At 37.6% G+C, this 23,213-nt stretch carries 23 protein-coding genes; 15 read left to right on the top strand and 8 right to left on the bottom strand.

Translation table 11 applies throughout. From position 1 onward, the window contains the following. Positions 1–81 precede the first annotated feature (81 nt). Positions 82–1,074, top strand: a complete 993-nt coding sequence (locus RTP52_RS16185; protein WP_312372492.1) for a DUF6273 domain-containing protein — start codon at positions 82–84, stop codon at positions 1,072–1,074. 350 nt (positions 1,075–1,424) lie between these two features. On the opposite strand, the gene RTP52_RS16180 is transcribed toward RTP52_RS16185, so the two are convergent. From RTP52_RS16180 to RTP52_RS16160, 5 genes are all read right to left on the bottom strand, one after another. Further along, positions 1,425–2,312 (bottom strand): Gfo/Idh/MocA family protein, encoded by an 888-nt coding sequence (locus RTP52_RS16180; protein ID WP_312372491.1) that lies wholly within the window; start codon positions 2,310–2,312, stop codon positions 1,425–1,427. Positions 2,313–2,368: 56 nt separating this feature from the next. Beyond that, positions 2,369–3,280, bottom strand: a complete 912-nt coding sequence (locus tag RTP52_RS16175) for a hypothetical protein (protein WP_312372489.1) — start codon at positions 3,278–3,280, stop codon at positions 2,369–2,371. A 226-nt stretch (positions 3,281–3,506) separates the two neighbouring features. Then, positions 3,507–4,820, bottom strand: coding sequence for an amidohydrolase (locus tag RTP52_RS16170; RefSeq protein ID WP_312372487.1), 1,314 nt, complete (start codon positions 4,818–4,820; stop codon positions 3,507–3,509). A gap of 249 nt (positions 4,821–5,069) precedes the next feature. Then, the gene (locus RTP52_RS16165) at positions 5,070–6,128 is read right to left on the bottom strand and encodes a dihydrodipicolinate synthase family protein (RefSeq protein ID WP_312372485.1); all 1,059 of its coding nucleotides are present in this window, start codon (positions 6,126–6,128) and stop codon (positions 5,070–5,072) included. Beyond that, positions 6,128–7,144, bottom strand: a complete 1,017-nt coding sequence (locus RTP52_RS16160) for an NAD-dependent epimerase/dehydratase family protein (protein ID WP_312372483.1) — start codon at positions 7,142–7,144, stop codon at positions 6,128–6,130. The genes RTP52_RS16165 and RTP52_RS16160 overlap by 1 nt, the downstream gene beginning before the upstream one ends. A 377-nt stretch (positions 7,145–7,521) precedes the next feature. On the opposite strand from RTP52_RS16160, the gene RTP52_RS16155 reads away from it, so the two are divergent. From RTP52_RS16155 to RTP52_RS16095, 13 genes are all read left to right on the top strand, one after another. Beyond that, a complete protein-coding gene (locus RTP52_RS16155; RefSeq protein WP_312372482.1) occupies positions 7,522–8,502 on the top strand; it encodes an ABC transporter permease in 981 nt (326 codons plus the stop codon). Positions 8,503–8,517: 15 nt separating this feature from the next. Further along, positions 8,518–9,429: a carbohydrate ABC transporter permease gene (locus tag RTP52_RS16150; protein WP_312101336.1), complete on the top strand. Its 912-nt coding sequence runs from the start codon at positions 8,518–8,520 to the stop codon at positions 9,427–9,429. Positions 9,430–9,502: 73 nt separating this feature from the next. Further along, entirely contained in the window at positions 9,503–11,182 is a 1,680-nt protein-coding gene (locus RTP52_RS16145; protein WP_312372480.1) for an ABC transporter substrate-binding protein, read from the top strand. An 80-nt stretch (positions 11,183–11,262) separates the two neighbouring features. Then, the gene (locus RTP52_RS16140; protein ID WP_312372478.1) at positions 11,263–12,597 is read left to right on the top strand and encodes a hypothetical protein; all 1,335 of its coding nucleotides are present in this window, start codon (positions 11,263–11,265) and stop codon (positions 12,595–12,597) included. A gap of 89 nt (positions 12,598–12,686) precedes the next feature. Next, a complete protein-coding gene (locus tag RTP52_RS16135) occupies positions 12,687–13,688 on the top strand; it encodes a hydroxyacid dehydrogenase (protein ID WP_312372476.1) in 1,002 nt (333 codons plus the stop codon). Between the two features lie 281 nt (positions 13,689–13,969). Then, the gene (locus tag RTP52_RS16130; RefSeq protein ID WP_312372475.1) at positions 13,970–15,235 is read left to right on the top strand and encodes a Gfo/Idh/MocA family protein; all 1,266 of its coding nucleotides are present in this window, start codon (positions 13,970–13,972) and stop codon (positions 15,233–15,235) included. Between the two features lie 139 nt (positions 15,236–15,374). Then, the gene (locus tag RTP52_RS16125; protein WP_312372473.1) at positions 15,375–16,541 is read left to right on the top strand and encodes a GNAT family N-acetyltransferase; all 1,167 of its coding nucleotides are present in this window, start codon (positions 15,375–15,377) and stop codon (positions 16,539–16,541) included. Between the two features lie 52 nt (positions 16,542–16,593). Further along, positions 16,594–16,836 carry a twin-arginine translocase TatA/TatE family subunit gene (locus RTP52_RS16120; RefSeq protein ID WP_312372472.1) on the top strand — a complete coding sequence of 81 codons (243 nt, stop codon included), beginning with the start codon at positions 16,594–16,596 and terminating at the stop codon, positions 16,834–16,836. A gap of 264 nt (positions 16,837–17,100) precedes the next feature. After that, positions 17,101–17,280 carry a twin-arginine translocase TatA/TatE family subunit gene (locus RTP52_RS16115; protein ID WP_312101317.1) on the top strand — a complete coding sequence of 60 codons (180 nt, stop codon included), beginning with the start codon at positions 17,101–17,103 and terminating at the stop codon, positions 17,278–17,280. Continuing rightward, positions 17,270–18,076 (top strand): twin-arginine translocase subunit TatC, encoded by an 807-nt coding sequence (gene tatC, locus RTP52_RS16110; RefSeq protein ID WP_312372471.1) that lies wholly within the window; start codon positions 17,270–17,272, stop codon positions 18,074–18,076. Before RTP52_RS16115 ends, tatC begins: the two co-directional genes overlap by 11 nt. Before the next feature lie 203 nt (positions 18,077–18,279). Then, on the top strand, positions 18,280–18,528 hold the full coding sequence (locus RTP52_RS16105; RefSeq protein ID WP_312101313.1) for a 4Fe-4S dicluster domain-containing protein: 249 nt from the start codon (positions 18,280–18,282) through the stop codon (positions 18,526–18,528). Then, on the top strand, positions 18,525–19,121 hold the full coding sequence (locus RTP52_RS16100) for a 4Fe-4S binding protein (protein ID WP_312372470.1): 597 nt from the start codon (positions 18,525–18,527) through the stop codon (positions 19,119–19,121). Before RTP52_RS16105 ends, RTP52_RS16100 begins: the two co-directional genes overlap by 4 nt. Before the next feature lie 180 nt (positions 19,122–19,301). Next, on the top strand, positions 19,302–20,006 hold the full coding sequence (locus RTP52_RS16095) for a polysaccharide deacetylase family protein (protein ID WP_312372469.1): 705 nt from the start codon (positions 19,302–19,304) through the stop codon (positions 20,004–20,006). Between the two features lie 213 nt (positions 20,007–20,219). Here the strand turns inward: RTP52_RS16095 and RTP52_RS16090 are convergent, their stop codons facing one another. The 3 genes from RTP52_RS16090 to RTP52_RS16080 form a co-directional block, all read right to left on the bottom strand. Then, the gene (locus tag RTP52_RS16090; protein WP_312372468.1) at positions 20,220–20,642 is read right to left on the bottom strand and encodes an HIT family protein; all 423 of its coding nucleotides are present in this window, start codon (positions 20,640–20,642) and stop codon (positions 20,220–20,222) included. Between the two features lie 70 nt (positions 20,643–20,712). Beyond that, on the bottom strand, positions 20,713–21,234 hold the full coding sequence (locus tag RTP52_RS16085) for a DUF4364 family protein (RefSeq protein ID WP_312101304.1): 522 nt from the start codon (positions 21,232–21,234) through the stop codon (positions 20,713–20,715). A gap of 14 nt (positions 21,235–21,248) precedes the next feature. After that, complete coding sequence (locus RTP52_RS16080) at positions 21,249–22,190, bottom strand: TIGR01212 family radical SAM protein (protein WP_312372467.1); 942 nt, start codon at positions 22,188–22,190, stop codon at positions 21,249–21,251. A gap of 455 nt (positions 22,191–22,645) precedes the next feature. On the opposite strand from RTP52_RS16080, the gene RTP52_RS16075 reads away from it, so the two are divergent. Further along, positions 22,646–23,213 (top strand): Rho termination factor N-terminal domain-containing protein (locus RTP52_RS16075; RefSeq protein ID WP_312372466.1); only part of this gene is annotated, 568 nt, incomplete at its 3' end.

The raw sequence follows: 23,213 nt of genomic DNA, 5'->3' as shown, positions 1-23,213 counted from the left end.
ACATTTTTACGCGTAATTATGTTTCCGCGATAGCAAGAACAGATCGAATATGTCTAGATTGTATTAGGAATGGAGGTTTACATGAATAGAAAAAACAAATTGTATGTAATAAATCGAGTGATAGCCGTATTTGCCATGTTATGTATTGTAACCGGACTTTTTGGTAATCCGGTGTCTGCTGCAAAAGTAACAACAGCAAAGGAGTTAAAAATCGGGCAATATGTTACATTTGGTACCTATAATAAGGAACTTATTTTATGGAGAGTTATTGATGTGGACAAGGAGGGAAATCCATTACTCTATGCTGAAAATATTCTAACCTATAAGGCTTTTGATGATCAGTTATGGGTTGCAAATACCGCAAAGAACTATGGAAATAATTACTGGGCATCCAGTGATTTACGGGCGTGGCTCAATGGAGTTGGAGATGAGATAGCTTATGACGCCTCTGGTGCACCAAAATCCGGGACCACGAAGAATGGGTGGAATGCCTATGATGAGGAACAAGGATTTTTAACGGAGTTTACCAAAGAAGAACAGGATGCGATTATATTAACGAAACATAAACAATTGATTGACGAGGTAAATAGTACTGCATCTTCAGTTGAGAACAAAGATGCTAAATTGCACCGATATGATAGTAGTATAAAGAATTGTCTGACAAACTATGAGGAAGCACGATATTTAATTACAGAAGAAAAGGTATTTTTACTGGATATTAAAGAATTTTACACTTTGGTTTATCACGCGGGCTTTCCGGTAATAAAAGAGCCAACAAAGAGTGCGGAAGAAAAAAATGAAGCAAAGAGTAAGTTGGTATTCTCTCTCTATTGGCTTAGAACGCCTAGGGCAAGTTACGCAGAAGAGACCGCAGATCCTAAGTATGGAGGGGTATCTGCAAAACCGGATGGAGCGAGTGTTCGGGTGGTGTATGGAAAAGACTACATCCTTGCAAAAGATGCTTATGATGGAAGTGTTGGTGTAATTCCAGCCTTATATTTAGATAAGGATTATGTGTTATCCAAAGGAAATGGAACCGTAAATTCTCCATATCATAACCAGGGAAATAAATAGGAGAATGAGGATTATTCAGTCATAAGCTATAAGAATCAATCATACATAGGAAGACGTGCAAAATCTTGAGAGAGTAAAAATTACGACAGGTGAGTACTAAGATTTACAGTATAAAATATAGGATAAAAAAGCAATAAAATTATGGATGCAAATAGTAAACTATGTAAAAGTTAAATGCTAGTAAGTTAGCATAGAATGTATGCATAATAACAACTAAGATATGTAAGTGAAAAATATGAAAGCTCCATCAGTGAATATATAGTATACTTCACTGATGGAGCTTTTGAAACGAGGAAGATAGATTCGTGTATATTTTAGAAACAAATGATAATATAAGTGTTTTATATCAATCATTCTATGTTAAGATTTCCTATTGTTATCTCCCCTCCCGTATCGATTGCTTTCTCAAGTGCCTCCAACAATAAAACAGGACGAAGAAGGCTGTCAAAGTCCTCTGGTATTCGTCCTTTTTTAAGTGCATCCACGTATTTTTGGAAGCCTTGACGGTAGACAGTAGAGATGTTTATAGGGTGAGTGATTACCTTATCGCTGGAGTATATGGTTGCAAAGAATTCAGAGACTTCTGCAAAATGAATTGTTACTGCAAAGTCCTCATATTTAAAAAGTGCAATCAAATTACCGCAGTGTACATCTGTTTTTACACTGATTGGATTTTTACCAAAGATTGTAGTCATTATTTCAATGGCATGACCTCCATAAAAATAGATACCTCCATAAGGGCTTGTTAATTCTCCGGGGAAATTAAAATTTGCAGAGATGACAGACCGATTTTGATGCAAATGATGAAATTCTTGCTGTAAGGAAAGTACATCAGGACAATACTTGCAGGTGGAACCACCAGCTAGGAGAGTATTATATTTTTCGGCTGTATTAATCAAGTGGATAGCTTCTGACGGAAGTATGGTGAAGGGCTTATCCACCCAGGTTGGGATACCTGCTTCAATAAAAGGTAGTGCATGCTTATAGTGCAGATTACCATGACGAAATACTACCATAACGGCATCTACATAAGACAACATATCTTTTGGATGTTCCACAATTGTCTCAATCCGGCCTTCTCTGGCAACCACCTGTGTCCTTTCTTTATCAAGTCCATAAATAGAAGTTACCCGAACATCATCGTAAAGATAATTACCTGCCTCATCTGGCAGGTTAGCAAGCTTCGAGAATGCCAATGCATGAGAGTTATCGGAGCCTAGTATACCGATTCGTATCATAATGTTTATATCCTTTCTATAGAAATAGAACAACTATAATTACCAATTACAAAAGTCTAAACATTGATAAAAACAATGGCAAGCACTCCTAGAAAGATCCCAATTTTACCACGCAAAGATAACTTCTCTTTAAAAAATACCGTTGAAATTATGGTAATACCAAGGATAATACTGCCCTGTACGAGTGGGAACAGATAACTGCTGGGAATTTTCCCTGCTAAACTAGTTAATAACAAATTTCCAAGAAGAGAACCGGCAGCTAAGAACAATATTGGTAATAAGTTAGTTTTTAGTTGCTTTACAGAGGATGTGGTCGTAAATTTCACCTCGCCAGTCTTTGACTTAGCAATCGGATAAGCAATAAAGTAACAAAGAGAAGCAAAGGTAAATCCAAGGAGCATTAATCCAGAAGCTTCCGTACCATGTTGTAGCTGTTGATGAAGCTTCTGAACAATAGCGAGACAACCATTCCCTATAAACGTAAGGATACAATAAAAGAGCCATTGCTTTTTTTGTTTTCCATGAGCGGGGGAAACAACTTCTTTATTAGAATCTTTTGTTACATTAAGGAAGTAAAATGCCATTAAGAATAAAAGTATAGCAATAAGGAGTGTCCCACGAAGTTCTTCTTTCAAAAAAAGAAGACCAAAAAAGGTCGGAAGCAGCATACTGGACGAAAAGTAGAATGCCGTGTAGGAAAGTGGGCCGCTGTTAATTGCCAAATTATAAAATAATATTGTAAAAGCAAATAAAAAACCAAACGAAATACCAAATAAAACGGTGTTCTTACTAAGAGAAAAAGGTTCGTTGGATAAGATTAAAAAGAAGAACATTCCGATTCCTGCAATGAGTGTAAATACTCCATGGATCAGCATTTTTTGCGGAAGTGTATCTGCTTTTACAAACTTCATTGATACCGATTGTAGGATGAAGAAGGTAATACTTAAAATCAAAAGTAGGGTTGTCATATAAACTCCCATCTATGTACTTTAGCACATATAATTTAGATGTTAAAAAGCGCTTTTTGTTTTATTAATTTAACCTCATCAGGGAAGCCCTCCGCTTCTATAAGCGGGGGTAAGACTTCCTTGAAAGGCAAAGCAGTTGCGAATGGTTATGAGTAGGTAGCGTTTAGTCAGCGTAGCTGACATGCGAATTACGAGTGTCCCTTGACTATCCTTTATTTCTCATAATTTAATCTTCCTTCTCTTTTAGCAATGTATTCCATAGCAAGATATAATCATCTTTCCTCTTTCTAGGGGAAGCATTTTTAATTTCTTTTGCCATGGAAGCTTCTTTCATCAGAAGATCAATCACAGTCATTGCCATTAGTTTTGCTGGTACTAGATAAGCGAGTTCTTCATCCTCCACCTGAAAATCGCAGCTGTGAAGATCACCTGAAAATCCACTGATGGTTGGTTGAATCACAGGAAGCAGATAGGATAAATCACCGGCATCCGTACTTCCACAGAAAGGGAGATTTTCGTCCACAGCCACATTTGGAAGCAGTTGGGTAGCATTTTCTGAAAAGATACTGCTTAATCTAGTATTTTGCATCAGTGGGAGATAACCGGCAGAGTCTATAATTTCTACGTCAGTACCGATGGCATAGGAAGCGCCTTTAATCGCACGATTTACTTTAGCATTCGCTGCTTTCATGGCTTCAACGGAGGAGGCTCTCACGTAGCTTTCCATCGTAACTTCGCTTGGAACTGTATTCACTAAATCGCCACCTTTGGTGATAATCGGATGAACTCTGACCGAGTCACAATCACGGAAGGTTTCTCTTTGGGCATGAATTGCTGAAATCGCGAGGGTTGCAGCATTTAATGCATTCACACCATCCCATGGGGCACCGCCTGCATGTGCTTCTTTTCCGATAAATCGAATGTTTTTCCCTATGAAACCAGTAGAGTGGCTGTTAATGGAGATGTGAGGTTTCTCTTGATTTGTCTCACTATGTACCATAAGAGCCATATCAACATCATCAAAGACACCCTCTGCAATCATTTGCTGCTTTCCACCAAAGTAGGTGATAAGACCATTTTGTTTTAACTGACTGCGATATCCAAGTTCGATATATTCTTCTGCAGGCGTAGCAAGAAAACATACATTACCATCCAGTGCGTCCTTAACTGCCGAAAGTCCAATGGCACAGCCAATCATAGCGGCAATCTGGGCGTGATGGCCGCAAGCATGTGCAGCACCAGTTTGCTTGTCTGCAAAGGAATGTTTTGGAGAGATGACAGCATCCAGCTCACCCATAACAGCAACGTTGATTGGTGAGACTGTGTAATCTTTTTCTTTCAGATATCCTTTCCATCCGGTGAGACCAACACTAGTGATATCCTTTAAACCTAGCTCCTCCCATACCTGCTTTACGAGGTTGCTGGTGTTATGTTCCTTATAGCCTAATTCCGGATGGCGAAAAATTTCCTCACCAATAGAAATAATTCTATTACGTTGATTGGTAATGGCATCCAGTGCCCTAATTTTTATTTGATTCATGTTTACCTCATTTCTGCATTCATGCGTGTGCTGTTCTGCATAACACAAGTTTGTGGTTACAGCGTAGACACTAACTTGCCAAGTGAAAATCGAATCATCTTTCACCTCTATTTTCATTTACAAGAAGAACCTACATACGGGTTCTTCTTGTAAAGTTTTTATATCTTCCCGTTAAGTATATCAAAAAACGGACAAAGAAGGTGTTTTTTCTTTCCACTTTATTTATATTGAGGCTCGTCTTATAGAATATTATTTTATTTGAGATAAAAAGCTTTTTACAAATTGATCATCCATTAGATGTGGATACATATTTTGTACACGATGGATTTCATCCAGTTGATTTTCTGATAATATTTCCTCTTCATCTAAACACCAGATACCCTCCATAAGTCCTTGTTCCATCAGAACCTCATGTACACCTGGGATACAGCCAGCGAAGTTATTCGCGACATCGAAGAAGGCTCCATTACAGTCAGTTACTTCAATTGCTAAGGAGAGTAAATCGCTTGGTATCATAGATTCTGTTTGATATTTCTTTAGTTCAGAAAATTGCTTTACTACGTTATTTGTCCAGAGAGACCAGTGGCCAAGTAAACCACCAACAAAACGTTTTTCCACTTGCTTTCCATCCATCGTAAAGCGAAATGGGGTAAGCAGATCTACAACGATATTATCATCATTACCCGTGTAAAGAGCAATCTCATCACTTCTTTTTGATGCAGCAACGCCACGAACAAGGTCAATCGTTTGATAACGGTTAAAAGAAGCACATTTGATAGCAACTACATTCGGAGTATCTGCTACAGCCCTCCAGTATTCATAGGAAAGGCGTCTTCCGCCGCAGGCTGTCTGTAAGTAAAAGCCGATGACAGGTAGAATGGCTGCAACAGCCTGTGTTCTTTCAATAAGGTATTCTTCACTCTCTTCTAATAAACCACCAGGGCTAAGTAAAACGGCATCATAACCAAGTGATTTCGCAAGTTTTGCTTCACATATTGCCTGTTCTGTCCTTCCGCAAGCACCGGAAACTCGGATAATCGTCTTCCCGGTCTCCTGTTCGTATTTTGTGATTTCTTCTTCTGCAACCTTAAGTACCGGTTCCAATAAATTGATTTCCGGTTTTCTGATCTCAAACTGAGTGGTATGTACTGCAACTGCTACGCCGCCAACCCCAGCATGAAGGTAATACTTCACTAATTTTCGTTGACCTTCCTCGTAAAAGGTACGGTCACTATGGAGTGCGAGTGGGATAGCAGGAATTACGGTACCTTCTTTTAAATTATGGAGAGCAGTTTCCTGTCGATTCATTAGAAATTCCCCTTTCTTTCTTCAAAATGTGTTGGTTTTCCAAGAGAACGGCCACCTGATAAGATCCATTCTGCCTGCCAGTCAATTAAGGTGTTAATAGAAACGGTTGGATAACCAAAAAGTTCTGTCATCTTACAGGCATTGTTTAAGTAAGCAGTCGAAGACTCTTCACCAACAAAACTTACCTCTTTGCCAAGTCTCTTTGCTAATTTAAGGGCAGTCTGTTTGACACCAATGGTTTCCGGTCCAGTAACGTTTAAACGGAATACAGAGCTGTCGGCATGAAGCAGAAGTCTGATTGCAACTTCATTGGCATCTCCCTGCCAGATACAATTAAAGCAAGGACTCTCTAAGGAAATAGGGCGGTTATTCATAATATTTTCTGCGATATCATATAGCACGCCATAACGGAGATCAACAGCATAGTTTAATCGGTAAATGGCAAGTTTGGTCCCATAGGAATTTGCGCCGTACTCAAAGATACGTTCTCTGGAAAGGCTTGACATCGCATATTCTCCAACCGGTTCTGGATGTGTTTCTTCCGTAGCACCTCCACTATAAATTGCAACCTTTGGATAAATGTTTCCGGTGGAAAATGCAACAATACGGCTGTCTTTGAAGTGCTCCATAACAAGAGAGGGAACGGTTGCATTCATCGCCCAGGTTTGATATTCATTGCCGTTTGTACCGAATTTCTTCCCAGCCATATAGATAATGTTTTCTACTTTTGGAAGTGATGCAATTGCTCCAGGCTCCAATAAATCAGCAGAAATCATCTCTATCTGATGGTCGCTAAGGAGCTTTTTCACAATCGGATCACTAAAACGTGATACCGCAATAATTCGTTTTGTTATACCGGCACTCTCGCAAGCACGTTTTGCTAGCAAGCCAAGCGTCGGGCCCATTTTGCCTCCAGCGCCAAGAATCATAATATCACCGGTAATCTTTTTCATATCTTCAATTAGCGCATTTGACGGATTGGTCAATAAGGTATCTAATCTTTCTTCAGTCCACATAGGAACTCCTCCTTAAAGTTTTCTTCCCAAGACAGTAGATTCTTTATGTCCTAGTTTCTATTGTCTTTTGCTTTTAGTATAAAAGACCATGGAAACACAGTAAATTGCCAGTATTTAAGCCTAAGGTAACAAAGTATAAAGTTTAAACTTTGATAGGGAATCCTTAAAATTGTTAGTTCTAAGAGGTGGACATGTGTTATGCCCAGATTAATTTTTGTGAGTTTAAGATTAAGTAGTGGCAATTTTAAGTCTCAGATACAGAAGATATAATAAAAGTACAAAGCAAGCCTAAGGACATACGTTCTTACTAATACATAAGAAAATAGAACTATAGAAGTTATTGGGTTTGAAACGAAAAGAGAAGGAGGAATATCCTTATGGGGATTAGAAAGGATAAAAGAAAAGAAGGTCGAGCCAGACCCAGCAAAGAGGTAAGAGCACGAATGAGGCATCGAAGTTGTGTGCTAATTAAAAGAAACTGGGCGCTGTACTTATTTATATTACCCGCATTCCTGTATTTTCTAATATTTGCGTATGTACCTATGTATGGAGTACAAATAGCCTTTAAGGACTTTATCGCTACGAAAGGATTTGGAGGAAGCCCTTGGGCAGATCCAATTTTTAAACATTTTAGAACATTCTTTAGCTCAGTTAACTTTTCGCAGATATTTATGAATACGATAACCCTTTCCTTATATTATATGGCAGTCAGTTTTGTAACACCGATTTTATTAGCACTAATGATCAATGAGGTAGGGAATAAGTTTTTTAAGAAGACAGTTCAAAACATTACATATATGCCTTACTTCATCTCAACGGTAGTTCTTGTCGGTATGATTGATTTGTTTCTTTCACGAAACGGATTGTTCAATCAAATAGGAGCTGCACTGTTTCACTCCGAGCCAACGATGTTCTTGATGAAAGATAGCTTATTCAATGATATTTATGTATGGAGTGGTGTTTGGCAGGTTACCGGATATGGTGCAGTAATTTACATTGCCGCACTAAGTGGTGTTTCACCCGAATTACATGAAGCAGCCATTATGGATGGTGCAGGCAGAATGCAGCGAATTAGGCATATTAATTTACCAGCTATTATGCCAACAATTGTCGTGATGTTGATTATGACGGTTGGCGGAATCATGAATCTTTCCTTTGAAAAGGTGTTACTGATGCAAAAGGATGGAAACATGATGGTGTCCGAAGTTATCTCTACCTATGTATATAAGTTAGGTATTCAAAGAGCTCAGTACAGTTTATCTTCTGCTGTCGGACTATTTAATAATGTAATAAATTTGCTTCTTTTAGTAACGGTCAATAAGATATCAAGAAAAGTTAGTGAAAACTCATTATGGTAGAAAGGAGGGGGATACATGAAGCGAAAGAATAAAATGAAGCAATCAAGAGGCGACAAGATTTTTGTTATCGTCAACTACACTCTTTTAACTGTAATATTACTGTTATGTCTCTACCCTCTATGGTTTGTTATTATTTCATCGGTTAGTAATCCGGACTTAGTAAATTCAGGTAAGGTCTGGCTGCTTCCAAAGGAAATTAGTTTCACCGGTTACAAAAACCTATTCAATGACAAAAGTATTATAAGAGGTTATATCAATACTTTGATTTACACAGGCGGAGGAACCTTATTAAACCTAGCGGTCACTTTACCAGCAGCTTACGCACTGTCCAGAAAAGATTTTGTAGGAAGAAAGTTTTTTACACTCATGTTTTTATTTACCATGTTTTTCTCAGGGGGATTGATTCCGACCTTTATGACAGTTAAAAACCTAGGTTTATATAACAATCCGTGGGTTATGGTTATACTCGGTGCAACATCCATGACGAATATAATTATTAGCCGAACGTTCTTTATGACGAATATACCGAATGAGTTACATGAGGCAGCACAAATTGATGGCTGTGGAAATGTAAGGCTTTTTCTACAGGTTGTATTGCCAATTTCAACTGCAATCTGTGCGGTTATGGCGCTGTTTTTTGCAGTAAACCATTGGAATGGTTATTTTACGGCATTGATTTACATACGTGATGATCGTTATAAACCTTTGCAGATTATTATGAGAGAAGTATTAATGAGGAGTCAGTTCAATGCAGAGATGTTACAGCAAGGCGGAGATTCTGCTGGCCTATTGCAGGAAGAGCTAAAAGCAGCAGAGCAAATTAAATATGCTTTAATTGTAGTTGCTTCTCTTCCGGTAATGGCGATTTATCCATTTATTCAAAAGTATTTTGTGAAGGGCGTAACGGTAGGTGCAGTAAAAGGGTAATTATAAATCCGGAACTACACCAATCGTGATATAATTTAGCCAAGAGAAATTTATTGTATGAGGAGGATTCATTATGAGGTTTAAGAAACTTGTAGCAATGGGGATTTGCACATGTTTGGCGGTAACTTTGCTAGCTGGATGCGGCAAAAAGAATGAGGATCAGGTAAACAATAATGTAACAGCAACTCCATCCGAGGGGCCAAGTACTCCATCCGATGGCGATTCAGGAAAAGATGAGATGCCGGAAAATGTGAATGCGGTAGGCGTTTATCCGATTGTAAAAGAGCCAATTACACTTACAATTATGGGACGTAAGGATCCAGGTGGAACGGATTGGGGCGAACTTGAAGTATTCAAACGTTTAACAAAAATCACAAACATTAATTTTGAGTTTGAGTTATCAGAAGGAGATACCTTCGTAGAGCAGAAAAACATTGCATTAGTTGGCGGTGAATATCCTGACTTAATTTTACGTGCAGATACCTCTTCCATCACGGATGAAGAGACTTATGGTCCACAAGGAGTATTCCTAGACTTAACAGATTTAATCGATAAATATGCTCCGAATATCAAAGCATTATTACAGGAACGTCCTGACATTAAAGCAGCGATTACTTCCATGGATGGTAAGATTTACGGATTACCATATGCTTTCCAGACTGCTACAACTCAAGGTCATACCGGATTCTTTGATTCAAAGTGGATGGACAATGTAGGAATAACAAAGGTTCCAGAAACAACAGATGAATTATACGATATGCTAGTAAAGTTTAAAGAAATGGATGCAAACGGAAATGGTGATCCAAATGACGAAATTCCGTTCAGCTGTTCCGGATTAAATACAACAATTCGTCGTCTTTTAATCCCTGCATTTACCGGTACTGCAGAAGGCTTAGGATTTGATATTAAAAATGGTGAAGTAGTATATGCGCCAGCTCTACCAGAGTATAAAGAGTTCTTAATCTACGCAAACAAGCTTTATAGTGAAGGATTACTTGATCCAGAGTTTTCAACACAGACAAGTCAACAATGGCAAGCTAAAGTAAAAGCAGGAATGTGTGGTGTATACTCCGCGTCTCCAACCTTACTTGATCCGGAAGTGACAGTAACACAGCAGTTATCACTACCTCCATTAACCAGTAGTACCAATGATAAAAAAGTTGTAATCCAACCAGATAACTTATATCCAGCAAGAGGATTTATCACAGACAAATGTAAAGATCCGGTAGCAGCAATCCGCTTACTTGACATGTTCTATGCAACTCCTGAAAATGCGGTTGAGGGCTTCTCCGGACAGACCTTATTCCTTGGCTGGGAGGGCGAGCATTGGGAATACACAAACGGTATGAAAGATTTTTATCAGTGGATTAATCCAATCACTGGTTTTGGAGATATCAACAAATCCATCTCTGTAAATATGGAATTACCAGGTTACTTAAACTTCACTGCCGGTCCTGCTGGAAATCCTTTGATGGAGATGAAGGTAGAACAAGTAAATAGCATGCAGAAACCATATTATAAGACTGCTTACCCTATCAATGCCAGATTTACAGCAGAAGAGTCTGAGCGCGGTAACGTAATTGAAAATGACTTATATACCTATGTAACAATGATGACAACCAAGTTCATCATTGGTGAAGTAAGTGTCGATAAGTTTGATGAATATATTGATACGTTAAATAAAACAGGTCTTCCAGAGTTATTAGAAATCAAGAGAGCAGCTTTAGCAAGATGGAATGAGGCTATGAAATAAAAATTTAAGATAAGGCTGCTGAGAAATGAAATTGTATGTAGTAAGGTTCATTTTTCAGCAGCTATTTTTAAAGAGGTTAAATGATGCGAAAAGAGATGACAACCTTTGAGACAGACTTTAGTAGATACGGAATACTAGATGACTCTGTTCCGGCAGATATTGCACTGGAAGAGATGCTTTCGGATGAGACAATTCGAGTAGTCCATGCGTATACGCCACTGAATTTTACGAAAAGACATCATATAAAACGAAGTAATATTACTTTTGATTTTCATGGAAATAGAGTAACTGCGATAGGGATAGAACATGCAAATCATAACGATCCTTTCTCTGCACTGTTTCATATTACCGGGGAAAGGCTAAATGAAATACGAAGTGTAAGTTTATCACATCCGTTACAGGAACTCTATGATATATTTGAAGTAGATGATTCCGACCAATTTGAACTGGATTCTTGGTGGATTGTTACTTGCAATGCGTTAAGCGGAAGAGAAGAAAAAGAAATAGATAAGATGGTTCAGGTTACGGAAATTATTGATAAGACTCATGTTCGCTTTAACTATAAGATGGGATGGCCACTTGAAACTGGTAGGGTATTAACTTACCAAAAAGTAAAGCCCATTGTAGATGTTTCGGTTAATAATATGAGGTTTTGTGGAAACCGAGAGGGAGAGGAAACAGGTGTTGAACCTATTGCCTATGAATATGCAGTCAATTGTAATGTTAGTAACATTCATGCAAAGTTTACCTATTGGCCGGTAATATTACGAAGGCACAACACAGGCTATGTGACGGAAAGATGCTCCTTACATAATCCTATCGAGGTGGTGGTTGGAGGTACGGGTTATCTGACACAGCAAATACATTGTTTATATGGAAAGGTTAGAGATTGTGAAGCAAGCAATGCAAGGCACCTAAACGACTTTACGGGTAGTGCATACTGCATGGTGGAGAACTGCCACGGCGACGGTGATTTCCATGGTGCCTTTGTTACTCATGGACAATTTGAGCACGACCTTACCTATATCGGAAATTCCGGCTTGCTTTCCTTTGCAAACAGTGGACCAACTTGGGGATCCAGCGCAAAAAGGATTACTGTGATACGCCATGTGGGTTGCTGGGGACTGGCTTTTGCAAAGGTAAGCGATTTAACACTACAAGATGTCGTAATACAAAAGACAGAAAAATATGAGGAATGCGGAAGTCTTCTGTTAAACGCAGATGGACTTCAGGTGAGAGGATGTATGGCAGAACGCTTGGTCCTGACACAGCGTTCCAATCGATCCAAACGCCCTGTTGCTATTGAAAACAGTTATTTTACGGAAGGTGTTGAAATAACAACGACAGGAGAGGCAGCAGTGAAAGCTAAGATAAGAATGATAAATACTATAGACAAAGATGGAAAGGAATGTTGAAAAAATCGCGATTCAACATTCTACGATAAATTGAGACCAGAGTAGTTTCAGTTTAACTAGCGCGTCGCAACGCGCAGATAGGTACTCCTATGTTAAGTATATTAGTTACTATCCCGACATTAAGTGCAGTATTTCCAACATTTTTTAATGCTTCACGAAAGAGAGAACTCGAAAGCATCGGTAATGTTATCTGGAATGTTTCTGAAAAGCAATTTACAAAAGAGGAATTTGCTGAAAAATTAAGAGACATCGATATCTGTGTAACAGGCTGGGGAACTCCTGTGATGGAGGAAGAAGTATTAACCTATGCAAATCGTCTTCAATTTATCGCTCATACCGGTGGTTCCGTAAAACCTTATGTAACGGATGCCTGCTATGAGAGAGGTATTCGTGTGGTTAGCGGCAACTCGGTTTTCGCAGAAAGCGTTGCAGAAGGTGTGATTGCCTATGCTCTTTCTTCCTTAAGAGATATTCCAAAGTTTTCTTATGAGCTTAAGCAGGGAATATGGCCAGCCCAGTTTTATAATCGTGGGTTATTGGGACGAAAGGTTGGAATTGTTGGTTATGGAATGATTGCCCGTTATGTAGTATCCATGCTAAAGCCATTTCATTGTGGGATTAAAGTATATTCCCGCCATATTGCTAACGAAGAGTTAGAACAGCATCAGATGGAAAAGGCTACCTTGGACGAGATATTTAGTACTTGCGATATTATTTCTATTCATAGTGGGATGACACCGGAGAATTACCACCTAATAACAGAAGAACTGTTAAATCAAATGAAACCAGGAGCCTTATTAATCAATACAGCAAGAGGAGCTATTATTGACGAAGAGGCATTAATTAATGTTTTAAATAAGAAGGAAATTTATGCAGCTCTTGATGTCTATGAAACAGAACCATTGTCTTCTAACCACCCTTTACTAGAGTGTGAAAACGCTTTGCTACTTCCTCATATGGGAGGACCGACCATTGACCGCAGGTTGTCTGTAACTTCTTCTGTGATTACAGATATTCATAATTTTCTTGAAGGAAGACCTCTCATCTGCGAGATTAGCGCTTCTTATGCGGCAAAGATGTCAATGTATTAAGGGTTTGGCTGGATTTATAACAGGAATAAAAGAGAAAGGAAAACTATTCAGTTTATATATTAAGCATGCTATCTGCTCCTTCCGTTCAATCAGTTACTATAATGAGAGTTATTGATTGACCTGTAGGATACTTTATGGTTAGTGAAGTAATTTAGCTTATAGGAGATTCATCCATAGATGAAATTCTTGCACTTTTTGGGCGCATATTTCATAGGGTGGCGAAAGCTGACTATAAAGTATGGCTGCATAAAAAAAGGTTCTGAATAGAAAAGGGATAAAAGATGAAAAAAATTAAACTAGCATTAGTTGGGGCAGGAGAGCGTGGTCAGAATAGTTATGCACCTTACGCAAAATTACATGGCTATGAGGTAGAGTTCGTCGCAGTAGCAGAGCCGGATTTCGGGAGAAGAGAACAGTTTTGTAACGATTATGGCGTATCGAAGGAACATGCCTACGAGAATGCTAAGGAGTTCTTATCACAAGGAAAGATTGCAGATGCAGTTCTTATCTGTACACAGGATAAAGACCATTTTGATTATGCCTGCACAGCAATCCGTTTAGGATATGATATATTATTAGAAAAACCAATATCTCCAGATCCTCTTGAATGTATCCAATTAGAGGAGCTTGCGATGAAACATAAGACGACAATTGTAGTCTGCCATGTGATGCGCTATACCAAATTTTATAGAAAAATCAAAGAGATTATGGAATCTGGTGCGATAGGCGATGTCGTATCCATTACTCATACCGAAAATGTGGCTTATTGGCACTATGCACATAGTTATGTCAGAGGAAACTGGCATAGAAGAGAGGATTCCTCTCCGATGATACTTGCGAAATGTTGTCATGACATGGACATCTTAGCATGGCTGTTAGACAGCCGCTGTAAGAGTATCTCTTCCTATGGAGACTTAACTTATTTTAAAGAAGAAAATGCTCCGGTTGGCTCACCAAAACGTTGTATGGATGGGTGCCCGCATAGCTCTACCTGTCCATATTATGCACCAAAAATTTATCTAACGGAGGATACAAAATGGCCGACCTCTTGTCTTGGAACGGATACAAGCTATGAGGCTAGAAAGAAAGCTTTACAGGAAGGACCTTATGGTGTCTGTGTATTTCATAATGACAACGATGTTGTGGACCATCAGGTGGCATCGATATTATTTGAAAATGGAGTAACGGTTGCATTTACCATGTGTGCCTTCTCTAATGCGTGCGATAGAACAATAAAGTTCATGGGAACAAAAGGTGAGATTCGTGCCAGCATGGATAAGAACACAATTGAAGTGACTGAGTTTGGTCAAGGAATCATGACAGGAACAACAAATGTATACAATCTGATTCCGGGGGATACCGGCCATAGTGGTGGAGATGAAGGAATTATGGAAGAATTCGTTTCTATTTTAAAAGGAGTTAGAAAGAATTCCAATACGATTTCGCAGTCCGTTCATAGCCATATCATGGCGTTTGCAGCAGAAGAATCAAGACTTCAGGGGAAGACAATTGAGATTACAGATTATGAAAAGAAATTCAGATCTTAAAAGAAATTCAGATATTAGAAGAAATTCAGATCTTAAAAGAAATTCAGATATTAGAAGAAATTCAGATCTTAAAATAATTTTAGATCTTAAAAAATTCAGATCTTAAAAAATTCAGATCTTAATAGAATTAGGAGAAGTCATGGAATATAAAACTGGAATCGGCTATCCTATCGAGAAATTCATTGAATTTGGCAATGAAGTATTTGGAGATGAGGTTTTGCCCGGTGGTTTTGAATGTTTACTTCCGAAGTTAAAGAAGGATACGGATTTACCGAAGCATTTTCGTGTGATAGAAGAGGAGGGGGAGTTAAAGGCGATGTTACTCTCCCTGCCACTAACCCTCAAGGTGTATGATCAAATGCTATCCATTCGCTACATAGGTCTCGTGGCTGTTCATGAAAGTTCCAGAGGCAGGGGATATATGACTTCTTTAATGGAGCAAGCAATCAAGGAAATGAAGGAAGAAAAGACAATGCTTAGTATTCTTGGTGGCCAGCGCCAGCGTTATGAATACTTTGGATATGAACCTGCTGGATTAGAATTTCATTGTGTAGTGAACAAAGCAAATCTAAAGCATAACATGCTATCAAAGCCGATGGATAGTGGCATTACAGTTGATCTGCTAAGGAAAGACTCAGCGGAAGCAAAGCAAGCTTATTCACTTTTTACGTCCATACCGATAAGGGCATTAAGGAGGGAGGATTCCTTTTATGAAATCTTACAGTCATGGAGATGCATTCCTTATGTCATCTATAAAGATGGAGCCTTTAAAGGATATCTTAGTATCAGTATAGAAGGGAATACCGGGCGGATAAGGGAACTTTATCGGAAGGATGATTCCGTGTCTATTACCGATATTTGCTTTTTATGTATGGAGAGTTGTAAGGTTGAAAAATTAGAATTTGCATTACCCCTGCCAGAAATAAAAAAGGATAAGGAATTACAGAATCTTTGTGAAACCTATGAAATTACATGTAACCATTCGTTTTGCGTCTTTGATTTTGAAGCAGTCATTAAGGCTTATCTTCCTTTTTTGTCGCAGACAAATAAGGTACTGGAGGGAGAAGCTAAATTCTATATTGAGGATGAACTATATACCATAAGTGTGAGTGAAGTCTGCCAAGAGGTAAGAAGGGAAAGTGTACATAAAGATACGAAGTTAAAAAACGTCCCATCTTACACCTATAATGAGGCTGTGAAATTATTATTCTCACCACTTTCATCATTACAGAGAGATGAAAATACAGAAGAACTTCGCAAGTGGTTCCCGCTACCACTTTACCTATCGATATTAGATGCATGTTAGCATGAGCACTTAAATAAGAGCAGTAAGTGAACAAGGCGGTTAGGAGGTAACCATGTTTAATATTGGAATGAGTGAATTTATATTACTGTTACTTATTGCTTTCCTTGTGGTAGGGCCAAAAGATCTTCCGAAGATTGCAAGAGCTATAGGAAAAGGCGTGAAGTACTTAGGTAACTTAAAAGAGGAATTTGGAGAAATTCTTAATATTGAGGAAGAAATAAATACAGTGAAAAAGGACTGTGAAGAAATAAAAGACATTACAAAAGAAGTAGGACAAACTAGTAGAAATCACTGATGCTATGAACGAGGTGAAAAAAGACCTTAAGGATTGTAATGGTGTCATTACTGATGTTAAGTCAGCGGTTGAGTAATTATAAAGCATAAGAAGGTAATAGGGGGATATTAGTAAAGCATCAAGTAAAAAAGCAGTAAAACATCATGTAAAGTATCAAATAAAGTTTCAAATAAAGCATCAAATAAAGTATCAATAAAGCATCAAGTAAAGCATAAAAGACCTTGTGGTAGTACATAAAATTAATCTTTATAAAAGGAGGATATTATGAGAATTGGCACAACAGAAATTTTATTAATCTTGGCACTTGCTTTAGTAATGTTTGGTGGGGGTAAATTAGCTGGTGTAGGGAAAGCGCTAGGGACAAGTATTAGAGAATTTAAAAAGGAGGTACATAGCGAAGATTCTATATCAAAAGCGAAAGGAAACTCATCCAATGAAAACTAATCGGATGAAAAAGCGAATACAAGGTTACATGGATTCAAAAAAGCTTGGCGAACCCAAAACTCTTATGGAGCATCTATTAGATTTTAGAAAGGTTCTTATGTTTAGTGTGGTAATAATTTTGTTGTTTTTTCTTGTGATATGGCTTTGCTGCTCTGAGTGGTTACTTAGCATAGTCGCAAAACCTTTGGTTGATCGCAATATCACAATTGTATACACTGCACTTGCAGAATCTTTCACAGCACAGATGAAGGTGTCATTTTTATTCGCTATCATTCTGGCATTCCCTTTGGTACTGGGAAAGCTATGGATGTTTATTGCCCCCTCGCTTTACCGAAGAGAAAAATTTGTTTACGGAGGAGTATTTTTCGTAGCTTTGTTGCTATTTGTTCTAGGTATTTTATTTGCTTATCTAATTGTATTTCATATGGCGATTAATTTCTTTGTGTTTTCAAGTGGTGAGCTTGCAACGCCAATGATATCCATAGAAAGCTATGTGGGATTTATGGTCCGTTTTATGATTCCATTTGGTATTACGTTTGAACTACCATTGGCCATCTTAATCTTGACAAAACTTCAGATTGTTAAGCTTTCTCAGTTGATGAAGTGCCAGAAGTATGTAATTTTCCTTTTATTTGTTCTTGCAGCGATTCTAACACCACCCGATGTTATTTCTCAGATTATGCTCGGATTACCTTTAACACTATTGTATGAGATAGGGGTATTAGGGGCTGCAATCGTAACAACAAAGAGAAAGCAAAGAGTGGATTATGATGCTAAATCATGCAGACAAGCTTAAGAATACTTCGCCTAAAATAGTTATGAAACATAATAACCCGAATAACAATCCTTGCAATATGTTTTTAAGGATTTCATATTCGGGTTATTTTTTTACATGATAAGGGGAATAGCGTGAAAAGCATTATTATTTTGGGTTTATAAGTCTCCTGTGACCAAGTTACATACGCAAGCGTGCTTCTTTGGTATCATCCTAGTACGACTATGCGAGCTAGTGATGATAAGGAAGGAGCAGTAACAATGTTACCAAAAAAGAAGAGGATGGCAGAGGTTTTGAAAAAACATTGTGTTGCCTGTGGAGTGTGTGTCAATGTCTGTCCGAGAGATGCAATTACAATTTATCGTGGAATCCATGCAGCAGTGAATGAAGAACGTTGCATTGGATGCAGTAAATGTAGTAAGGCTTGTCCGGCAGGAACAATTCAGATGATGGAGTGGGAGGTTTCACAATGAAAATAAAACAACAAGCAAAATGGTATGAAAAGCTATGGATAGCTTCAACAATTTATCTTGTATTATCACCATTTAATATTTTATTTGCTTGGTTAGGATTACTTTGTTTTTTTATTCCCCTTTTAATTTCAATGTTTAAGGGAAGTAAGGTATACTGTAATCGTTATTGTGGAAGAGGACAGTTACTTACCCTATTAGGTGTTCGCCTAAAGTTATCAAGAAATAAAGCAACACCGAAATGGATACGTTCCAATTATTTTCGATATGGATTTTTGATATTCTTTCTTACTATGTTTCTAAATATGCTTATGAACACTTACTTTGTATTAAGCGGAGCAAAAAGTTTAAAGCAAGTGATTACGATTCTATGGACTTTTAAGTTGCCTTGGAATTTTGCTGAATATTCTTATGCATCCTCTTGGTTGGTGCAATTCGGATTTGGATTCTACAGCATCATGCTGACATCTACTATCTTAGGTCTGGTGACCATGCTACTATATAAACCAAGGTCTTGGTGTGTGTATTGCCCTATGGGTACCATGACACAAGGTATCTGTAAGTTAAAATATAAGGTGCAAAAAGAGTCTGAGTAATTACAAAATAATTACACCCTACCGTTTGATTGTGGTATAATATGGGAGGATGTTTTTTTTATTAACAAGGTGTAAGGCACTGGAATGGTGGTTATGTACAATGAATTGCTTTGCAAGTCATTGTACATATATTGTGCCGTGGCCTAAAGTTTGCGTTTATGGAAAGGCATGGTTATTAGTATGAGCATTGCGTATTTAACAATGGACGATGGACCTTCTGATATTACACGAGATATTATTGATTATCTGACGGAAAGAGGGATAAAACCAATTTTTTTCTTTACAGGTCAGCATATTGAAAAGAAGATGGAAGAGGGAGTTTACGCACTAAAAAAAGGTGCTATCATTGGAAATCACAGTTATTCTCATCCAAATTTTGAACAGTTAACATTAGAGCAATGCATAAGTGAAGTTGAAAAAACCGAGGAATTAATTAATGAGATATACCAACATGCAGGTGTAGTGAGAAAGTTTAAATTATTCCGGTTTCCGTATGGAGCAAGGAAACTTAAAGAATCAGAAGAGTTCCAGGAGTATTTAAAGAATCAAGGGTTTTGCAAATTGGATGATACACACATAACGAGTGAGTGGTATGATAGGGAAGGTTTGAAAGAAGGCGTCGATGTTTTGTGGACCTATGATTTTACAGAATATCGTGTTCATAATGATACTTCCTTAACCTATGAGGATTTTATAGCACGTATTTACGAAAGGAAGCAAGAAAGCAGTGAGTTACTTCTAGATGAAGAAAGCAGACATATCGTATTGTTACATGATCACATGGAAACAAATGCCGTAATCCCAAGATATTATCAGAAGTTCCTTGATTATGTTATGTTGCATGGGGTGACTTTTATTAAACCGGAATTCCAATATTTGCCCTAAGATAGGGAAGAAAAATCTACATCATTATTATTTAAATGAAAAATTGCAATGTGATTATATAAGAACTTTACAATTTTCTCTTGTTAAGAATTAAAAAGTGTATCAATATGGTTAGACATCTATTCTAAACCATCTGATACACTTTTATTTTAATGTTCATGTATATTCGATTTTAATTATTCATGGCAAGGAAAAGTTCGCAAAGCATGTTTTTTATTTAAGGTTCGCTTTTAATGCTTCGATTAATTCCTCGTATTCCTGGTCGGATAATGTTGTTTGTTTAGGGTCCATAGCAAACGTACCGCCCCATTCAAACTCATCCTTATACTTAGGAACAAGATGGAAGTGAAGATGATGTCCGGTATCACCGTATGCACCGTAGTTAACTTTATCCGGATGAAATGCGTTATGGATTGCATTAGCAACCTTATTCACATCTGCAAAAAAAGCATTACGCTCTTCCTCGGATAATTCAATCATTTCACTAACATGATATTTACTTGCAACAATACATCTTCCTTTATGGCTTTGCTCTTTAAAAAGATAAACCTTGGATGCAGGTAATTCACAGATTTTGATGCCGAATTTAGCAACTAATTCGCCTTCAGCACAGTAAGAACAATTTGGGTCTAACATAGTGGGGCCTCCTAAAAATATATATGTAAACAAAGGGCGATAGAAATTATGCTCTTTGTTTCATTTAAAATTAATCTGCAATCAGCGAAGAGATTACAAAGGTATAGATATCGGAGCTTTTTTGCTTCCAATTATTACAGATAAGATTTGCTTCCCGTTCCGATGGAACGGATAGTTTTAAATCAATAATTGCACTGGAACCTTCCATAACACGAAGGTGTGCAATAAACTCATCTTTTTTAACTTCAAAATAATCTGCGAGAGTAGATACCTCTTCACGCAAACTGTACTTGTGCTCTTTTAGATAAATATCAATGTCGTCGCGGATGGCTTGTGCAATTGTATTGCAAAAGAAGGATAGTGTTTCCTTACCTGAGTCTGTAATTTGATAGAGAGAGCTGTTTCGGATAGTTTCAGCAATAATGTATTGATCGTCAATTAACTCAGAGATTGTTTGTTGAATGTTAAAGTAATTCGTATAATCTTTTTCAAGTATAAAATTGGTTAATTGGCCATTGGTTAGTGGAAAGTCCACTTTGTCTAAGATATAAAGTACAATTAATTTGTAAAGCATTAGAGTTTCCGCTTGCATTGTTGTTCTCCCTTCTATTCGAGATTGGTTCGAATGTATTTTCCTTGGTAAGAATTTCGTACCTTTAATTCTTTTTGAATGGTATTTAAAACATGGCGTTTATTACCGCTCCATAGTGGTGCTACTAAAAGATTTTTTGGCCCATCCCCAGTTATTCTATGGATTACAATATGTGGTGGAAGGTGCTCCAAACATTCTGATAGAATATTAATATAATCTTCTAACTGTAAAAGTGAAAATAACGTTGGGTCTTTCCTATAGAGATCTTCCAAATCGGTATTTTTTAAAATATGCATGAGTTGTAATTTGATTCCGTGTATTGGAAGTTTTGCTAAATAGTCTATGGTAGATAACATCATTTCCTTAGTTTCACCGGGTAAACCAAGGATAACATGCACAACAACCGGGATGTTAAGGTTGGACAAACGATCTAGCGCATCTTCAAAAACAGGAAGGTTATAACCACGTCGTATTAATTTAGCGCTGTTTTCATGAATGGTTTGGAGTCCAAGTTCTATATAAATTGGCTTTCTTTGATTTAAATCTGAAAGGAGCATTAGCACCTCATCAGGTAAACAATCTGGTCTGGTTGCGATGGAAAGAGCCACAATTTCTTCATGGTCCATCGCTTCTGTAAAAATAGAGCGAAGGTAGTCAACGGGAGCATAGGTATTGGTATATGCTTGAAAGTAAGCAACATAACGGTTACTTTTCGCCTTATTTGCTACCAGTTCTTTTGCTGCTTCAATTTGCTCTGTAATTGATAAATTCATACTGGTGGCGAAATCACCAGAACCACCCGAACTACAAAAGATGCAACCACCAGTTCCTAAAGTCCCATCTCGATTAGGACAAGTCATACCGCCATTTAGTGAAAGCTTGTATACCTTATCACCGAATTGTTCCTTATAATAAGTATCTAAGGAGTAATAACGCTTATCCTGCAATAAATTCATAATATCAATTTCCCGTTCCATTCTTCGTACAATTTCAGTGCTTTTTCGTTAAGCGTCATAATAAAAAACCATGCCTTTCCAATGCCTGCAAGCTTTGGGGCGCAGGTATAATATTTGCCGTGTGAAAATTTATTTTTTATTACACTATTTCCGTAAACTTTGCATACTAATTTCTTGGAATGATAGAAAGTTTGCCCTCTTAATCCAAGGGCTATACTTTCATAATAATAACACTTAGCACTTGGTAAATCAAGTTGAAAGCTTGGGAATAGCAATAGTTCAAATTTGTTAAATTTTGTGATAATTCAAGGTTGTTGTAAAAAAATACTTTTCTTTTTTAGCAAATAGTGTATAATGAAGCTATCATAAGAAATGTCTCTAGGACACATCATTTTTTCTATATCATTTCTCAACCAATCCTAAGATAGATTAGTTTAATTAAAGGAGCAGAATGAATGAGTAATTTGTATGAAACAAAGTCGCTTTCTGAATTGCGTGACATTGCGAAAGATAAAGGTATGAAAAGTATTAGCGCATTACGCAAGCAGGAACTGATTGATGCTTTGAATGCATTGGAGAAAGGACAAGAATTAGTTGCCTCCATAAATAAAAGTACGGATGACAAACCTATAAAGCTTGAGACGGAAGAAGTTAAAATGGCAGCAGAGGGTATAAAGCAGAGTGTAGATAACCGTAGTATGGAATCTTCTCATATGCAAGGAAATCGAAATAACGTGATACGCAGACTACCGGAGCAGAATCGTCAACATGAATTGGTAAAAGTGCCTGATCAATCTAAGGGAAATGATAATAGCCGAATGAGTGAGAGCTATCGCAGTAATGAAGGTCGGAGTATGGATAACCGTAATTTAGAGAACAGAAGCAACGATAATAAAAGTAACGATAATCGTAATAATGAAAATCGTAATTTTGAAAATCGTAATAATGAAAATAGAAGTAATGAAAATAGAAGTAATGAAAACAGAAACAATGAAAACAGAAGTAATGAAAACAGAAACAATG

The organism is Lachnoclostridium sp. (genome assembly GCF_031997925.1).
GTDB lineage: Bacteria > Bacillota > Clostridia > Lachnospirales > Lachnospiraceae > Lachnoclostridium.
This window is presented reverse-complemented; position numbering and strand designations above follow the sequence as displayed.

Excerpts from the sequence above, each read along its gene's own strand:
- RTP52_RS16185 (WP_312372492.1), top strand. The coding sequence starts at position 82 with ATGAATAGAAAAAACAAATTGTATGTAATAAATCGAGTGATAGCCGTA.
- RTP52_RS16180 (WP_312372491.1), bottom strand. The coding sequence starts at position 2,312 with ATGATACGAATCGGTATACTAGGCTCCGATAACTCTCATGCATTGGCA.
- RTP52_RS16175 (WP_312372489.1), bottom strand. The coding sequence starts at position 3,280 with ATGACAACCCTACTTTTGATTTTAAGTATTACCTTCTTCATCCTACAA.
- RTP52_RS16170 (WP_312372487.1), bottom strand. The coding sequence starts at position 4,820 with ATGAATCAAATAAAAATTAGGGCACTGGATGCCATTACCAATCAACGT.
- RTP52_RS16165 (WP_312372485.1), bottom strand. The coding sequence starts at position 6,128 with ATGAATCGACAGGAAACTGCTCTCCATAATTTAAAAGAAGGTACCGTA.
- RTP52_RS16160 (WP_312372483.1), bottom strand. The coding sequence starts at position 7,144 with ATGTGGACTGAAGAAAGATTAGATACCTTATTGACCAATCCGTCAAAT.
- RTP52_RS16155 (WP_312372482.1), top strand. The coding sequence starts at position 7,522 with ATGGGGATTAGAAAGGATAAAAGAAAAGAAGGTCGAGCCAGACCCAGC.
- RTP52_RS16150 (WP_312101336.1), top strand. The coding sequence starts at position 8,518 with ATGAAGCGAAAGAATAAAATGAAGCAATCAAGAGGCGACAAGATTTTT.
- RTP52_RS16145 (WP_312372480.1), top strand. The coding sequence starts at position 9,503 with ATGAGGTTTAAGAAACTTGTAGCAATGGGGATTTGCACATGTTTGGCG.
- RTP52_RS16140 (WP_312372478.1), top strand. The coding sequence starts at position 11,263 with ATGATGCGAAAAGAGATGACAACCTTTGAGACAGACTTTAGTAGATAC.
- RTP52_RS16135 (WP_312372476.1), top strand. The coding sequence starts at position 12,687 with ATGTTAAGTATATTAGTTACTATCCCGACATTAAGTGCAGTATTTCCA.
- RTP52_RS16130 (WP_312372475.1), top strand. The coding sequence starts at position 13,970 with ATGAAAAAAATTAAACTAGCATTAGTTGGGGCAGGAGAGCGTGGTCAG.
- RTP52_RS16125 (WP_312372473.1), top strand. The coding sequence starts at position 15,375 with ATGGAATATAAAACTGGAATCGGCTATCCTATCGAGAAATTCATTGAA.
- RTP52_RS16120 (WP_312372472.1), top strand. The coding sequence starts at position 16,594 with ATGTTTAATATTGGAATGAGTGAATTTATATTACTGTTACTTATTGCT.
- RTP52_RS16115 (WP_312101317.1), top strand. The coding sequence starts at position 17,101 with ATGAGAATTGGCACAACAGAAATTTTATTAATCTTGGCACTTGCTTTA.
- tatC (WP_312372471.1), top strand. The coding sequence starts at position 17,270 with ATGAAAACTAATCGGATGAAAAAGCGAATACAAGGTTACATGGATTCA.
- RTP52_RS16105 (WP_312101313.1), top strand. The coding sequence starts at position 18,280 with ATGCGAGCTAGTGATGATAAGGAAGGAGCAGTAACAATGTTACCAAAA.
- RTP52_RS16100 (WP_312372470.1), top strand. The coding sequence starts at position 18,525 with ATGAAAATAAAACAACAAGCAAAATGGTATGAAAAGCTATGGATAGCT.
- RTP52_RS16095 (WP_312372469.1), top strand. The coding sequence starts at position 19,302 with ATGAGCATTGCGTATTTAACAATGGACGATGGACCTTCTGATATTACA.
- RTP52_RS16090 (WP_312372468.1), bottom strand. The coding sequence starts at position 20,642 with ATGTTAGACCCAAATTGTTCTTACTGTGCTGAAGGCGAATTAGTTGCT.
- RTP52_RS16085 (WP_312101304.1), bottom strand. The coding sequence starts at position 21,234 with ATGCAAGCGGAAACTCTAATGCTTTACAAATTAATTGTACTTTATATC.
- RTP52_RS16080 (WP_312372467.1), bottom strand. The coding sequence starts at position 22,190 with ATGAATTTATTGCAGGATAAGCGTTATTACTCCTTAGATACTTATTAT.